The 14765-nt window shown below is 32.1% G+C and carries 12 protein-coding genes; 5 read left to right on the top strand and 7 right to left on the bottom strand.

The window, feature by feature from the left end; genetic code table 11:
* Positions 1–66 precede the first annotated feature (66 nt).
* A complete protein-coding gene (locus HZR23_RS05560) occupies positions 67–1059 on the bottom strand; it encodes a hypothetical protein (RefSeq protein WP_132847442.1) in 993 nt (330 codons plus the stop codon).
* Positions 1060–1281: 222 nt separating this feature from the next.
* Here HZR23_RS05560 and HZR23_RS05555 point away from each other — a divergent pair, with 222 nt between their 5' ends.
* Both HZR23_RS05555 and HZR23_RS05550 read left to right on the top strand, forming a co-directional pair.
* Positions 1282–2829: an FAD-dependent oxidoreductase gene (locus tag HZR23_RS05555; protein ID WP_132847441.1), complete on the top strand. Its 1548-nt coding sequence runs from the start codon at positions 1282–1284 to the stop codon at positions 2827–2829.
* A gap of 27 nt (positions 2830–2856) precedes the next feature.
* Positions 2857–3828, top strand: a complete 972-nt coding sequence (locus tag HZR23_RS05550; protein ID WP_132847440.1) for a tocopherol cyclase family protein — start codon at positions 2857–2859, stop codon at positions 3826–3828.
* Positions 3829–3840: 12 nt separating this feature from the next.
* On the opposite strand, the gene HZR23_RS05545 is transcribed toward HZR23_RS05550, so the two are convergent.
* A complete protein-coding gene (locus tag HZR23_RS05545) occupies positions 3841–4758 on the bottom strand; it encodes a tetratricopeptide repeat protein (protein ID WP_132847439.1) in 918 nt (305 codons plus the stop codon).
* Positions 4759–4972: 214 nt separating this feature from the next.
* On the opposite strand from HZR23_RS05545, the gene HZR23_RS05540 reads away from it, so the two are divergent.
* The gene (locus HZR23_RS05540; protein WP_132847438.1) at positions 4973–6058 is read left to right on the top strand and encodes a CAP domain-containing protein; all 1086 of its coding nucleotides are present in this window, start codon (positions 4973–4975) and stop codon (positions 6056–6058) included.
* 142 nt (positions 6059–6200) lie between these two features.
* The gene (locus tag HZR23_RS05535) at positions 6201–7220 is read left to right on the top strand and encodes a branched-chain amino acid aminotransferase (protein ID WP_132847437.1); all 1020 of its coding nucleotides are present in this window, start codon (positions 6201–6203) and stop codon (positions 7218–7220) included.
* Between the two features lie 50 nt (positions 7221–7270).
* Here HZR23_RS05535 and HZR23_RS05530 read toward each other — a convergent pair whose 3' ends face one another.
* The 5 genes from HZR23_RS05530 to HZR23_RS05510 form a co-directional block, all read right to left on the bottom strand.
* Entirely contained in the window at positions 7271–8533 is a 1263-nt protein-coding gene (locus HZR23_RS05530; RefSeq protein WP_132847436.1) for a glycosyltransferase, read from the bottom strand.
* A gap of 84 nt (positions 8534–8617) precedes the next feature.
* Entirely contained in the window at positions 8618–9289 is a 672-nt protein-coding gene (locus tag HZR23_RS05525) for an ABC transporter permease (protein ID WP_243098155.1), read from the bottom strand.
* A gap of 56 nt (positions 9290–9345) precedes the next feature.
* Entirely contained in the window at positions 9346–10071 is a 726-nt protein-coding gene (locus HZR23_RS05520) for a fluoroquinolone export ABC transporter permease subunit (protein WP_132847434.1), read from the bottom strand.
* Positions 10064–10918 carry an ABC transporter ATP-binding protein gene (locus HZR23_RS05515; RefSeq protein ID WP_132847433.1) on the bottom strand — a complete coding sequence of 285 codons (855 nt, stop codon included), beginning with the start codon at positions 10916–10918 and terminating at the stop codon, positions 10064–10066. The genes HZR23_RS05520 and HZR23_RS05515 overlap by 8 nt, the downstream gene beginning before the upstream one ends.
* A gap of 201 nt (positions 10919–11119) precedes the next feature.
* Positions 11120–13027: an ABC-F family ATP-binding cassette domain-containing protein gene (locus HZR23_RS05510; RefSeq protein WP_132847432.1), complete on the bottom strand. Its 1908-nt coding sequence runs from the start codon at positions 13025–13027 to the stop codon at positions 11120–11122.
* 138 nt (positions 13028–13165) lie between these two features.
* On the opposite strand from HZR23_RS05510, the gene HZR23_RS05505 reads away from it, so the two are divergent.
* Positions 13166–14755 (top strand): ABC-F family ATP-binding cassette domain-containing protein, encoded by a 1590-nt coding sequence (locus tag HZR23_RS05505; RefSeq protein ID WP_132847431.1) that lies wholly within the window; start codon positions 13166–13168, stop codon positions 14753–14755.
* Positions 14756–14765 lie beyond the last annotated feature (10 nt).

Genomic DNA, 14765 nt, shown 5'->3' with positions numbered 1-14765 from the left:
AAATAAGCAAATTTTTTGGAAAAATCTATTTCATTTCCAGGTAATGATATGAATTTTAAACAAGAATTATTTCTTATATTGACCTACTGGTAAAACTCTTCCTATATATACCCTGTTTATTATTACATTACCGTACTTTCTGCCATCTGCTCTTCGAACATTAAAATACTCTGTATTATTTGATATTCCATGGGTTGTTCCTTGACTAGACCAATACCTTACTCCTACAACTTTATCTCCTTCTCTAACCCAATTTAAAAATACCCCAGTATGTCCTGTACTGTTTTCTCTACTTATATCAATAAAATCCCCTGCTCGTGCATCCTCTAAATCTTTTATCCCTACCCCTAGTCCATACTTTTCAAGTGCAACAGTAATATTACTTTGTGGTTTTGGACCTTGAGCTGCGTACCAATGCAGTATAAAATCAAACATCTGGTCCCAATTCATCCCATTAATGTCGTCCTTTGGTATGCCAAGCTGCTGATTTCTTCTTTGCATTGCCTTAAAAAAGACTTCAAATGTAATTCCGGAGCAGTGACTAGCCCTATTTCCACTTGGATGGGCTTTTAGTAGGACTTGGTCTTGATAGTAAAGCGTAGTGGTTACTCCATTGTAGTTCTCATAATCATTATTTAGTAAATACGGTGTTTTCCCATATGTTTTTATTATATCTAAAACGTAAGAATTCAAATAGCCTGACAAATTCAATTCCTTTTGTACTTTAGGGATAGTTTCCCTTTCTATAACTGTCTCTTTCTGACTATTTGTTATGTTTTGCTCTTTAGGTCTGTTTTCCGTTGTATTAATACTATTATTTATTTGTTTAGACTCTATTTTTATCTCCTCTTTTTCAGCTACCTCAAAGATCTCTGGCCTTCTTAAGTTAATACTACTAATTGATGTCTCGTAATGCTTATAGTCCATACTGGATTTAAGAATACTAACAGCGTCAATATGTAACGGTTCCATTCTCACAATAGCTGTTACTGGCATAATAGCGCCGATTATTATACAAAATGTTGATATATACAATTTTTGAGTTTTTGTTATTTTCATATCAGCCTACCCTTTATTTTTCATTGGTTTATTGTTTATCAACATTATACAAAAATAATTTTTTTAATCATAGGTCCAATTTATGTAAGCTTTCTCTAGCTTATTTAACCTTATAATTATCCTCTAACCATTTAAAATATTGAAAAAGTATAGGATATTTTTATTTCAATTCGCCAATCATATATTTAATAAACTAATAATTAACTTTGGAGGTTTTAATTCATGAATAATATAGACATTTGCAATATGCATTCAAACTCATATTGGATTGATTCTACACCAGAAACGGATTACCCATCCTTGAACGAAAATATCACAGTAGATGTTGCTATCGTTGGCGGTGGAATGGTCGGAATTACAACTGCGTATTTACTTAAACAAGAAGGCCTATCTGTGGCAGTTTTAGAAGCAGATAAAATAATACTCGGTACAACCGGGAATACTACAGCAAAAATAACCTCTCAACATGGTTTAATATATGCTGACTTAATTAGCACTTTTGGTGAAGAAAGGGCAAAATTATATGCAGATGCAAATGAGCAAGCTATCAAAACTATTTCCACTATAGTTAGTGACAACGACATTGACTGTGATTTTAGCTGGCAATCAGCCTACGTATATACACGATCTGAAGATTATGTTGAAAAAATTCAAGATGAGGTAGAAGCAGCCATTAGCCTAGGTATAGAAGCTACTTATAGAGAGGAAATTCCCCTACCCTTTACGGTAAAAGGGGCTATTGAGTTTAAAAATCAGGCTCAATTTCACCCTCGTAAATACTTATTAAGTCTTGCAAAACAAATTCCGGGTCAAGGTAGCTATATTTTTGAAAATACTAAAGCCATTGATATAGTAGAGGATACTCCTTTGGAGATAATGACTGACTCAGATTATAAAGTCAAAGCTAAATATGTTATAGTAGCTTCACACTACCCGTTTTACGATAATCCAGGTTTATACTTTACGAGAATATATCAAGAAAGATCCTATATTCTAGGTGTAAAAATAAAAGAAGAGTTTCCAGAAGGTATGTATATTAGTGCCGAGAAACCAACCCGTTCCTTAAGATCTCAGCCCTTTGAAGAAGGGAAATTAGTTTTAATTGGTGGTGAGCATCATAAGACTGGACAGGGAGAGGCTCCCTCTAAGCATTACGATAACCTAAAAACTTTTGTTGAGGGCATCTACAATATTGAATCAATCCCCTATAAATGGTCTGCTCAAGATTGCTCCACTGTAGATAACGTGCCCTATATTGGTAAATTAACTTCTACAACACCCAATATATTTGTCGCAACAGGCTTCGGAAAGTGGGGCATGACTAATAGTACTGTGTCCGCATTAATATTAAAAGACTTGATTACAAAAGGGCAGAGCCCCTGGTCAGAAGTATATGATCCAACAAGATTTAATCCAGGTGCTTCTATAAGAAACTATTTAAAAGAAAATTTAGATGTAGCAAAACACTTTATCTTAGGTAAACTTCAGTCTCCTGCTAACAATATTTCAGTTCAAGAGGGTGAAGGTAAGGTTGTAGAGATTCATGATAAAAGAGTGGGAGTTTTCCGTGATAGTAATGGAGAGCTACACTTTGTAGATACGACTTGTTCCCATTTAGGCTGTGAGGTTCAATGGAATGATGCAGAAAAATCATGGGACTGTCCTTGCCATGGTTCTAGATTTACCTATAGAGGTGAGGTAATAGAAGGCCCAGCTATAGACCCATTAGACACCTTAATAATTGATGATTTTGAAGATGAGAGTAATTAGAAAAACAAAAAAAGAGGGAGATTTATAATGCCTAGTTTATATAAGCTATTTAACCCAGAAATATTCCAAGGAAATCTTCATAAAAAGAACTATTTTGAAGGATGGTATATTAAATTAATTAGCAGTTGTCATAATCATGTATGGGCTATAATTCCTGGAATTTCATTAGACAAAGATGGAGATGGACATTGTTTTATACAATTAATAAATGGTATAAATAACGAAAGCTATTATTTTACATATCACATTTCCAAATATAAGTATTCAAATGATAAGTTTGAAGTTATTATTGATAGAAATTATTTTAGCCCTGAATATATAGAACTCAATCTAAAAAATAAGGATATTGAGGTAAATGGAAGTTTAAGCTTTGAAAATATAGTTAAATTTCCTAAAAAACTTTTTTCACCAGGTATTATGGGCCCCTTTTCCTTTATACCTTTTATGGAGTGCTATCATGGTATAGTCAACATTCATCACGAAATTAATGGAACTTTAAAAGTAAATTCTAATGACGTTAATTTTTCAGATGGCTATGGATATATTGAAAAAAATTGGGGAAAATCCTTCCCAAAATCATGGATTTGGATTCAATGTAATCACTTTGTTGAAAAACCTATTTCTTTAATGTTTTCAATTGCTAGAATTCCTTTAATGAGTTTTTCTTTTGTTGGATTTATTTCCTTTTTAAAAGTAAATAAGAAGTTTTATACCTTTGCTACCCATACTGGAGCTAAAATTGAATTATTAAACTGGGAGAATAATAAAATAAAAATACTCCTTAAAGATTTCAGGTATAAACTTTTGGTATGTGGAGAGCTAAACATAGGTGGTAAGCTAAAAGCCCCTGTAAATGGCTTAATGACTCGTGATATTATTGAAAGTATTTCCTCAACTGTATTCTTCAGACTTTATTCTTTCGATGGCATTTTGTTAGAAGAAGGATTTGGAACTAATTGTGGTATGGAGGTATGTGGAGAAATCACTGAACTTTCTTAAATAATAATTATTTTAGTGAAATAAATCAGTGAATTCCTCTATACCCTCAAGCACCTTTAACTCTTCATCTAATTTAGTGTATTGCTTAAGTCCAGGATTTAATAGAAGTGCCATTTTAATATCCTCAAGTGCATTCTCTATTTTATCTAGATGCACTAAAATACAAGCTCTATTATAGTATAAAACGGATACATTGGCATTATAGCTTATTCCTTTATCTAAAACTTTCACAGCCTCTTCATATTCTTTCTTTTCTTTTAATATAATTGCTAAGTTCAAAAAACTAAATGCAAAATTCGGATTTACATTTATTGCCTCCTTATAATAATTAATACTCTCTTCAGTTTTTCCCAGCTTGTTTAGTATTACCCCCATATTAAATAAAGCCTTATAATTATTACTCTCTATACTCAATGCCCTCTCCATCATCATAAGTGCTTTCTCATTTTCATCTAATTCCTCATAAATACATCCAGAATTTACATAAGCCCAAAAATAGAGAGGATTTACCTCTGCAGTTTTGTTGTAATATTCAACAGCCTTTCTTTTATTACCCATTTCATCATAAGCATTAGCAATAAAAAAGTATGCTTTATCATATAGAGGATCAATCTCGATAGCTTTTTTGTAATAGCTAATTGCTCTTAAATAGTCTTTTTGATTATCATAAGTCATACCTAAACTATAATAACCTCTCGCATCCTCCGGGTTATTTTCAATAACCTCAAGATATTTTTTTTCAGCAGATGTGTAATCCTCCAGTTCATCATAAATTAAGCCCATATCTAGCAATAATTCATTATCATTGTCTCCACCTCTACAATTATATGCCTTATTGAAAAAATCTAAGGCTTTATGTAATTGGTTTTGCTCCTTAAAAGTATTTCCAAGTATTTTATAGTTTTTGAACATATAATCCTGATCTTTCATATTTAAATCACACCTTATATAAGAGTCATCAGATCTAAACTGTATTGGTAAAAGTATGTATTACATGTATAGTTTTTATTCAAAATAAATGTGTTTTATATCTTCCTTTATATTTACAAAAAACCATTATTTACTTTGGTATTTTATCTATCGATGCAAATAATATAATTATTCATTACTATTATTAAATATTAATTTGGAGGGATAGTATTATATGAAAAGGAAATTTTTAATACTTACTATTATAGCAATTCTTGCTATTACCGGTTGCAGAGGACAAGAACGTCCAATACCAAGAGATCAATTAGAAACTACTCAATCATCTATCTTTGATATGGCACGTATTGAATACTGTAAAATCACCTCAGATAACGCAGAAGTAAAATCTGGGTTTGGTAATCAGTTTGACAAAATTGGTACTCTAAAAAGAAATGATGTTGTTAGAGTATTGGATCATGTAGGGGACTGGTATGCTGTCCAATTAGATAATAATCGAATTGGCTGTATCCCAACAAATTTAGCACAGCCAGTAATTCGTGAGGATGAAACTGTTACTCCTGCTCCTGATCAGCAAACACCTGACTTAGAAACAGATCCTGATGTAGTTGGAATACCTGCTGAAGAACAAGAGCAACCAGCACGAGACCAAAGAGATATTGCACTTGTACCTACTCCGCAGGCCCCTGGAACTACAAGAACCGTCCCAGGTACACCTGATGATACTAGAATTGGCCAAGATGAATTAGCGCCAGGAGGCCAGACTCCAGGAACTCAAACACCTCAAGCTCCAGAAGTAGAAAGAACTGATACTAGGAGAACTCCTGCTACAACAGAAGAGCCTCCTATTCAACAAACCCCAGCCAGACAACAACCTCAACAACAGCAACCAGCTGAAGGACCTATTAGAGAATTGTCTGATCAGGAAAGACAAATGGTAGATTTAGTTAACCAAGCAAGGCAGCAGAATGATCTTCAGCCTTTACAGGTTGATTTAGAATTAACTAGAGTCGCTAGAATAAAATCTCAAGATATGGTTGACCAAAACTACTTTAGTCATTATTCTCCGACCTATGGAAGTCCTTTTGAGATGTTAGATTCATTCGGAATAAAATACTTGCACGCAGGTGAAAACTTAGCAGGTAATAACAATGTTCAAAATGCTCATACTGCATTAATGAATTCTAGTGGTCATAGAAAAAACATATTGAATCCAAACTTTACTCATATCGGTATTGGAGTCAGACCTAGTAATAGATACGGATATATCTATACTCAATTGTTTATCAGCAAACCTAGATAGCAACAAATTTATAAATATTACTAAATTATTTGAAAAATTAAAAAATAATACTTCAATCAAATTCAATAATCTGTTAAAATATTAATTAATTTATCTAGTATGATTGTTTAAATACATTCATAGTTATTAAGGGGGGGATTTTATGTCAAAGGTAGATATAGATTGGAAAAATTTAAGTTATAATTATACGAAAACGGACTTTCGTTATGTATCGAAATGGCAAAATGGTCAATGGGATGAAGGTGCATTAGTTGAAGATAATATGCTTTCAATAAGTGAAGCCTCAACCGCTCTCCATTACGGTCAACAGTCTTTCGAAGGATTAAAGGCATATCGTAGACAAGATGGCAAGATTCAGTTGTTTAGACCAGATCAAAATGCGAAAAGAATGCAAGATAGTTGTAGAAGGCTTTTGATGCCTGAAATTCCAGAAGAAAAATTTATTGATGCTGTTAAGCAAGTGGTAAAAGCAAACGAGCATTTTGTACCACCATATGGTACCGGCGCTACTTTATATATTAGACCATTTATAATTGGTGTTGGCCATAATATTGGTGTAAAACCTGCTCCTGAATATTTATTCTGTATTTTCTGTCTTCCTGTGGGGTCTTACTTTAAAAGTGGTTTAACTCCTGTAAACTTTATAGTAACAGATTATGATAGAGCTGCACCAACTGGTACAGGAAGGGTTAAAGTTGGTGGAAACTATGCAGCTAGTCTTTATCCTCATAAGTTAGCTGTAGAAAAAGGTTTTGCTGATTGTATTTACTTAGATCCTTTAACTCATACTAAAATAGAAGAAGTAGGCGCAGCAAACTTCTTCGGTATCACTAAAGATAACAAATTTGTTACTCCAAACTCACCTTCAATACTACCAAGCATTACTAAGTATTCTTTAATGCATTTAGCAAAAGAGTACTTGGGTATGGAAGTTGAAGAGAGAGATGTATTAGTTGATAACTTAGATGAGTTTAAAGAAGCAGGGGCTTGTGGAACTGCAGCAGTTATTACTCCTATTGGTGGTATTCACTATAAAGATAATCTACACGTATTCTATAGTGAGAAGGAAGTTGGCCCAGTTACTAAAAAGCTATATAATACGCTTTATGGTATACAATTCGGAGATGTAGAAGCACCTGAAGGATGGATTGTTGAAGTTTAATAATATAATGTATATATCAAAAATAGCTTTCTTTTGAAGGAAGCTATTTTTTATTTATTGCTCATAACTATTTTTTCATGTATAAATTTAATTGTTTTTTCTATCCCTTTTTCACTATTAATTTTAATTGCGATGCTTTCTGCTGTATCCCTTAACCTTTTATTATTAAGTAGCTCTTTTATCCTATCGATAAACGTTTCAACTGACATATCGTTTTCTTTTAATGGGAATGTTGCTACACCTATTTTTTTCATTTGTGTTGCCCAAAAGGGTTGATCCCCAGAAAAAGGACAAATAAGCATTGGCTTACCCGCCTGTAATGCCGCAGCTGTCGTTCCAGCTCCTCCATGATGAATAATTCCTCTAGTTTTAGGAAATAACCATGAATGGGGTATAGAGTCTATGACAAAAATGTTATCATTTTTCTCAGTTTCCTTAATTCCGCTCCATCCAGATATAAAAATTCCCCTTTGTCCAGTTCTTTCTAACGCCTCAACAAACATACGCTTAACCGATAAGGGATTATTTAATGGCATACTGCTAAAACCTATTGCAATGGGTGATATACCCCTTTCTAAAAATCTTACTAGCTCCTTTGGTGGCTCCCATTCTTTATCTTCTAAAAACCAAAACCCTTCCATTGACACATTACTCCCCCAGTTATTATCAAAAGGGATTACAGTCGGACTACATCCGTAAATAATTGGTATGAGTTTACCATCTATCACTAAGTCATTAGTAAATAGAGTGCGTTTGTTTTTTAGTCCTAAAGTTTCTTTGCGCCATTTATTAATTATATTAAAGAAACTAGCCATAATTAAAGAATTTGCTTTATAACTAATTTTATTTAGAAATCCATTATTAATAGAGAAAGGGAGCGCTGGATTTGTAAATAATGTAGTCGGAGCAATAATTGGTATTGGATGAGCTAAAAATACCGGTATCTTAAGCTTTTCTGCAATATCATACCCTCCAAATGCCTTTGGACTATAGATCAAAACCTCTGCATCTTTTGAGGCCTCCCATAAATCCTCTAACATCCTTTCCATCATTGGAAAAATTAAAGTTTTCATATTTTTAAATATTTCTAATGGACTACCACCCATCATTTTCTTACCTTTTTCTGATTGAGTTAACTCTAGAAAGTCAACTCTAACTGGTGAAAAAGACACTCCATTACTCTCAACAAACTCTTTGAAATTCACAGCCGTACATATAGTTACTTCATGTCCACATTGGACTAGCCTACCTCCTAGTGCCACAAAGGGTTGTACGTCTCCCCTTGTACCAACAGTAAGAATTCTTATTTTCATAGGATACCCCTCCATTTTTGAGAATAAACACATAGTTCTATTCTAAATATTTATAATTATATAACTAATATAAGTAATTCAGTTTTAATCTACTTTTACTTTATGAATAAACAGTTTAAATAATAAAATATTTAAAATTAATAAATAGATTATCCCTATTAAATAATACTGACTGAAAGTTAAAAATAGCAAACCTTTGCCTGTAACCATTGAACTTAATGCTTTAACAACCCAGAAGCCTGGGGCAAAGGAAAAAAATAATTCTCTAACATCTCTAAAAAACAATGAAACTATTGGAAATACTAAAATTATTCCGGTCCCTTTCATTATAGCAAACCCCTCAATTTTATTTTTCGCAACAACATTTATTAATAGTCCTGAAATAGGGGCTCCCAAAGATGCTAGCATTGCTAAAACTATAATTTCATAATATGTTAAAGTCCATATGTTTGAAAACCATATTACAAAGAAACATGCAACAAATGATAGAATAAAAACTGTTAACACCTTAAACAATAAAAAATTAATAATATTTAAAGGGGTTACCTTTATTGAAGTAAATATATTATCATCCCTATCATCTAATATTGAGAATCCAATAATTGCTCCAAATATATGAGGTACTAAAAGAATCAGTATACCTAATATTAAGTCAGCAGCCTCTTGAACTGTAAATCCACTACTAGTAGCAATCTTAGGTACAATAAATCTTGCAATAAAGCCTAGTATAATTGGGTATATTAACATGAATTTCATTAAGGAATCTCCAAACCACTTTTTGAGTTCGCTTTTAACAAAATTTATATACATTCTTATACCCCACTTTCTTTAATTGCAAAGTTAGTAAATTTCTTAACTACTTGAACATATAGTAAAGCTGATAGGAAAATAGTATATATAATAGAATAATATATTTCCCAAGTTTCTATTCCTGAGACTGGGGCATTTAAAATAAGTAGAGATGCCTTTGTGGGCAGTATATATAGTAGTCTACTAAACAGTTGGTTTCTTATAAGACCAACTTGCTCTAATAATGGTGGAATCATTAGTAAAAATGTATATTTCATCATCCCCATTAAAAGTTCTGTAAAATCTCTTGATGCATAAGTAAATAAAAAACCGATTAATGAATGTAAAAAAGAGACTAAAATGACCGCAATTCCAAACCATAAAACGTTTAAATTAATCTCTTTAAATATTCTGGCGTAAATATATAGTATAACTAGCGCCTCTAAATTTGTAATTATGTTAGCACAGGTTTTTGCAAGTATATATTCACTCTTATTAATAGGAGAAACCATTAAAGTTTTCAATGCATTCTCTTGCTTCTCATAAAACATTGTTACTCCTATTAGTAATATAGCCATCGAAGTTGCATCTATAAATAATAGTAGCGGAAATATAAAGCCTACATCTTGTACCTCAGTAAAATGTAGCATAGCTACCCATAGCAGTGAAATTACAATGCTACCAGTAAAAATATTGTACTTTTTCATCCTCTGTAATTCACCTAAAAACAATACTTGAAAATTACTCATAGTCTCCCACTCCCGTTACTTTAATAAATATATCATCTAAGGTTGTTTCCTTACTATGAATGGTTATTATATCTTTTGTATTAACTATATTTAAAAACTCTCCATTGTTTTTTAATCTATCTAAACTAAACTCTTCTTTAACTATGCCGTTACCACCAATATATTCTACTTCAACTATTCTTTTTCCGAATTTAAGTTTTAAATTTTTAGGAGAGTCTGTCTCCACAATTTTTCCATCTGCCATGAAAGCAACCCGATCACATAATTCATCTACATCGTTCATTAGGTGAGTCGTCAGTAAAACCGTCCCCCCACTTTCTTTAAACTCTCTAATTATATTTTTTACTATTCTTGAATTTTTTGGGTCTAGCCCATTAGTTGGCTCGTCTAAAAACAATACCTTGGGATTGTTTAGTAATGCCCTAACAAAGTTTAATCTTGATTTCATCCCCTTTGAAAACTCAGCTGCTTTTTTATGTCTATCATCATAAAGTCCGACCTTTTCTAAAAGCTCATCCACATTTGCACTAGTTTTATATAATTTTTTAAAGAATTCTAAATTCTCCACTGCTGTAAGTTTAGAAAAATGGACTGGCATCTCAAAGCCAACGCCTACCTCCTCATAAAATTCCTTTCCAAATCTGTCTAAAGGTTTATTTTTATATAATACTTCACCTTTATAGTTATTTAGTAATTTGATTAGGATCTTCTGTGTTGTAGATTTGCCTACCCCACTAGGTCCTAATAGCCCAAATATCTCACCAGTTTTAATTTCAAAGGTTATTCCTTTTATTGTTTCTTCAATAGCCTTAGGATATTTAAAAGTTAGATCCCTTATTTGGAACAATTCGTTTTCCTCCTATTAAAAGTAATCACCAATAGCATAGGTAATAATAGACCTGATGTCTCGACTGTCGAGTCTACATATTTCATCAGTTAATGTTAAATATTCTTAAAATTAATATTCACTTTTTCCTATATATTTATTATTATCTTACGCTTGTCCTCTAAATAACCATAAAAATAAGCCTAGGTATTACCCTAGACTTCAACCTTTTTGTTTTTGAATTTTATCTGCTAAATCGTTTAAATACATCCATCTTTCCATTTTTTCTTCTAATAGTTTCTCTTTAGTTTCCTTATCGGTTATTAATTGTTGTAAAAGTACATGATTAGAAGATACTTTATTAATTTGTTCTTCTATATCCATAATTTGACTTTCTAAGCCTGCAATTATTCCATCAATTTCCTCATGCTCTCTTTGTTCATTAAAAGAAAATTTTAGCGCCTTTGATTTTTCTCTTCTTGTATCTGTACTACTAGTTTGATTTTTTTCTATATTTAAAATATGTTTTTGACTTTGTTGTTCTTCTTCAAAAGTAAACTTTTCCTTAAAGTCCGAAAAATTACCATTGTTTTGAATGATATTACCGCCCTTATCAATAAAAAATATTTTCTCTACAACCTTGTCTAAAAAATATCTATCATGGGATACAGTAATTACTGCTCCAGGGAACTCTTCTAAATAATCCTCCAATATCATTAACGTTTCTGTATCTAAATCATTTGTAGGTTCATCAAGTACTAAAACATTAGGTGCTTCCATTAGCACTTTTAAAAGGTATAGTCTTCTTCTTTCACCACCAGAAAGCTTCCCTATAGGGGTCCATTGCAATGGTCCTGGAAACAAAAATCTTTCTAACATTTGTGATGCGGTTATTTTATCTCCATCTGCAGTGGTAACAAATTCAGCTACTTCCTTAATATACTCAATTACCCTTTGACTTTCATCCATATGGTCTGTTTCTTGAGAAAACAGGCCAATCTTAACGGTTTCGCCAACTCTAATTTCTCCCTTGTCAGGCTTTATCTTACCAGTTATTAAACTTATTAGAGTAGTTTTTCCGCTGCCATTAGGCCCTACTACTCCGACTCTATCGTCTTTTTGAACAATATATTCAAAATTATTGATAATTACTCTGTCATCATAGGATTTACTTATATTATCTATCTCAATTACTTTTTTCCCAAGTCTACTACTACCTACTGAAATTTCTAATCTATCTGTAGAACTTTCATTTTCAAGTTCATCATTTAATTTTTCAAATCTATCGATTCTAGCTTTTTGCTTAGTTGTTCTAGCCTTTGCTCCCTTTCTCATCCAAGCTAATTCTCTTTTGAAAAGGTCCTTTTTCTTTTTCTCATTAGCCTGCTCTAGTTCTTGACGTTCTAGCTTTTTAACTAGAAACTCACTATAGTTACCCTGGTACTCATAAAGATTTCCTCTTTCTAATTCAACTATACGGTTCACTACTCTATCTAAAAAGTATCTGTCGTGGGTAATCATAAGTAAAGCACCTTTTCGTTTATTTAAATACTGCTCTAACCACTCAATCATGTCACTATCTAAATGGTTGGTTGGCTCATCTAAAATTAGTAAATCAGATTGACTAATTAATGTGGTTGCTAAGGCTATCCTTTTCTTTTGACCACCTGATAAGTTACCGACTTTAGCGTTAAAATCAGTAATTCCTAGTTTTGTTAAAACCGTTTGAGCTTCACTTTCTATATTCCACGCATTTAAAGCATCCATTTTTTGTGTTAAGCTAATTATTCTATCACTTGAAACATTTTTATCATTACTAACTTGTTTATATTCTCTCAAAAGCCTCATTTCTGGTGAGTTGCCCTTTAATACCTGTTCTAATACGGTGTCATTTGGATCAAACTCAGGACTTTGTGAAAGGTATTCTATTACTACTGAATTCCCTTTCATTATTTTACCTTCATCTGGCTGTTCTACCCCAGCAATTATTTTAAGTAAAGTAGTTTTACCTGTGCCATTGATTCCTATTATCCCAATTTTATCGCCGGAATTAATACCTAGATTTATTTTATTAAGTAATTGTTTTTCACTATAACTTTTAGAAATATTCTCTAAACTAATTAAATTCATATAAATTCTCCTCAACATGTATTACATTTGTGTTTTTGTTCCATTATATATTATACACAATTTTACGGATGTTTTTAAAATTAAAATGTGTTATAATAGAAACAATTTGAAAATTTAGTAGTAGAGGAAGGTAAGAAAATGATAAATGTTACAAATCTAAGTTTAAGATATGGAGATAAAAAGCTCTTTGAGGATGTAAATCTAAAATTCACTCCAGGAAATTGCTATGGGGTTATCGGTGCTAATGGAGCTGGAAAAAGTACATTTCTTAAAATATTATCTGGAGAAATGGAAGCTAACTCAGGAGATGTTCATATAGCTCCAGGAGTGAGAATGTCTGTTTTAAAACAGGACCATTTCGAATATGATAATAACGAAGTGCTTGAAACTGTTATTATGGGAAATGCTAGACTATATGAAATAATGAAAGAAAAAGATGCATTATATGCTAAAGAAGATTTCACTGATGAGGATGGAATAAAAGCATCTGAACTTGAAGGTGAATTTGCTGAACTTAATGGTTGGGAAGCAGAATCAGAGGCATCTTCATTACTACAAGGCTTAGGTATTGGAACTGAATTACACTATAAAAAAATGTCAGAACTTCAAGGTTCAGAGAAGGTTAAGGTTTTATTAGCCCAAGCTTTATTCGGCAAACCTGGTATATTAATTTTGGACGAGCCTACTAACCATTTAGATATTAAATCTATTGCATGGCTAGAAGAATTTTTAATAGAGTTCGAAGGAACTGTAATAGTTGTATCCCATGATAGACATTTCTTAAATAAAGTATGTACTCATATGGCAGATGTAGACTTTGGTAAAATTCAATTATTTGTAGGAAATTATGACTTCTGGTACGAGTCTAGTCAACTAGCACAACAAATGATGAAAGATCAAAACAAGAAGAAGGAAGAAAAAATTAAACAATTACAAGAATTCATTGCTAGATTTAGTGCAAATGCCTCTAAGTCAAAGCAGGCTACTTCTCGTAAAAAGCTTTTAGACAAAATTACTATAGATGACATTCAACCCTCAACTAGAAGATATCCTTTCGTTGGTTTTAAACCTGAAAGAGAAGTTGGAAACGATATTCTTTTTGTTGAAGGTATTTCTAAAACTATAGATGGTGAAAAAATCTTAGATAACGTAAGCTTTACAGTTAGGAAAGGTGATAAAATTGCCTTCGTTAGCGAAAACGAAATTGTAAATACTACACTATTTAAAATTTTAATGGGAGAAATGGAGCCAGATAGTGGTTCATTTAAATGGGGAGTAACTATTTCAAAAGCTTATTTTCCTAAAGACAACTCGGAATTTTTTAATGGTGTTGATTTAAACCTAGTTGAGTGGTTAGCTCAATACTCTGAAGAAAAATCAGAAAGCTACTTAAGAGGTTTCTTAGGCAGAATGCTTTTCTCAGGGGAAGAAGCCCTTAAGAAAGTTAATGTTTTATCTGGAGGGGAAAAAGTTAGATGCATGCTTTCTAGAATGATGTTAAGTAGCGCTAATGTACTTGTTCTTGATCAGCCAACTAACCATTTAGATCTAGAATCTATCACTGCTTTAAATAACGGATTAAAAGATTTCAAAAGTAATATATTATTTACATCCCATGATCATCAATTTATTCAAACAATAGCTAATAGAATTATTGAAGTTACTCCAACAGGTGTAATAGATATGGAAATCACTTATGATGAGTATCTTGAGAAAAAGAGTTCATAAAATTTAAAGC

Origin of the sequence: Serpentinicella alkaliphila, assembly GCF_018141405.1 — a bacterium.
Lineage (GTDB): Bacteria > Bacillota > Clostridia > Peptostreptococcales > Natronincolaceae > Serpentinicella > Serpentinicella alkaliphila.
The sequence above is the reverse complement of the archived record's forward strand: the minus strand, read 5'-3'. Positions and strand labels throughout refer to the sequence as shown.

Bases quoted from the DNA above. Each gene is read 5' to 3' on its own strand.
- HZR23_RS05560 (WP_132847442.1), bottom strand. From the start codon at position 1,059: ATGAAAATAACAAAAACTCAAAAATTGTATATATCAACATTTTGTATA.
- HZR23_RS05555 (WP_132847441.1), top strand. From the start codon at position 1,282: ATGAATAATATAGACATTTGCAATATGCATTCAAACTCATATTGGATT.
- HZR23_RS05550 (WP_132847440.1), top strand. From the start codon at position 2,857: ATGCCTAGTTTATATAAGCTATTTAACCCAGAAATATTCCAAGGAAAT.
- HZR23_RS05545 (WP_132847439.1), bottom strand. From the start codon at position 4,758: ATGAAAGATCAGGATTATATGTTCAAAAACTATAAAATACTTGGAAAT.
- HZR23_RS05540 (WP_132847438.1), top strand. From the start codon at position 4,973: ATGAAAAGGAAATTTTTAATACTTACTATTATAGCAATTCTTGCTATT.
- HZR23_RS05535 (WP_132847437.1), top strand. From the start codon at position 6,201: ATGTCAAAGGTAGATATAGATTGGAAAAATTTAAGTTATAATTATACG.
- HZR23_RS05530 (WP_132847436.1), bottom strand. From the start codon at position 8,533: ATGAAAATAAGAATTCTTACTGTTGGTACAAGGGGAGACGTACAACCC.
- HZR23_RS05525 (WP_243098155.1), bottom strand. From the start codon at position 9,289: ATGAAATTCATGTTAATATACCCAATTATACTAGGCTTTATTGCAAGA.
- HZR23_RS05520 (WP_132847434.1), bottom strand. From the start codon at position 10,071: ATGAGTAATTTTCAAGTATTGTTTTTAGGTGAATTACAGAGGATGAAA.
- HZR23_RS05510 (WP_132847432.1), bottom strand. From the start codon at position 13,027: ATGAATTTAATTAGTTTAGAGAATATTTCTAAAAGTTATAGTGAAAAA.
- HZR23_RS05505 (WP_132847431.1), top strand. From the start codon at position 13,166: ATGATAAATGTTACAAATCTAAGTTTAAGATATGGAGATAAAAAGCTC.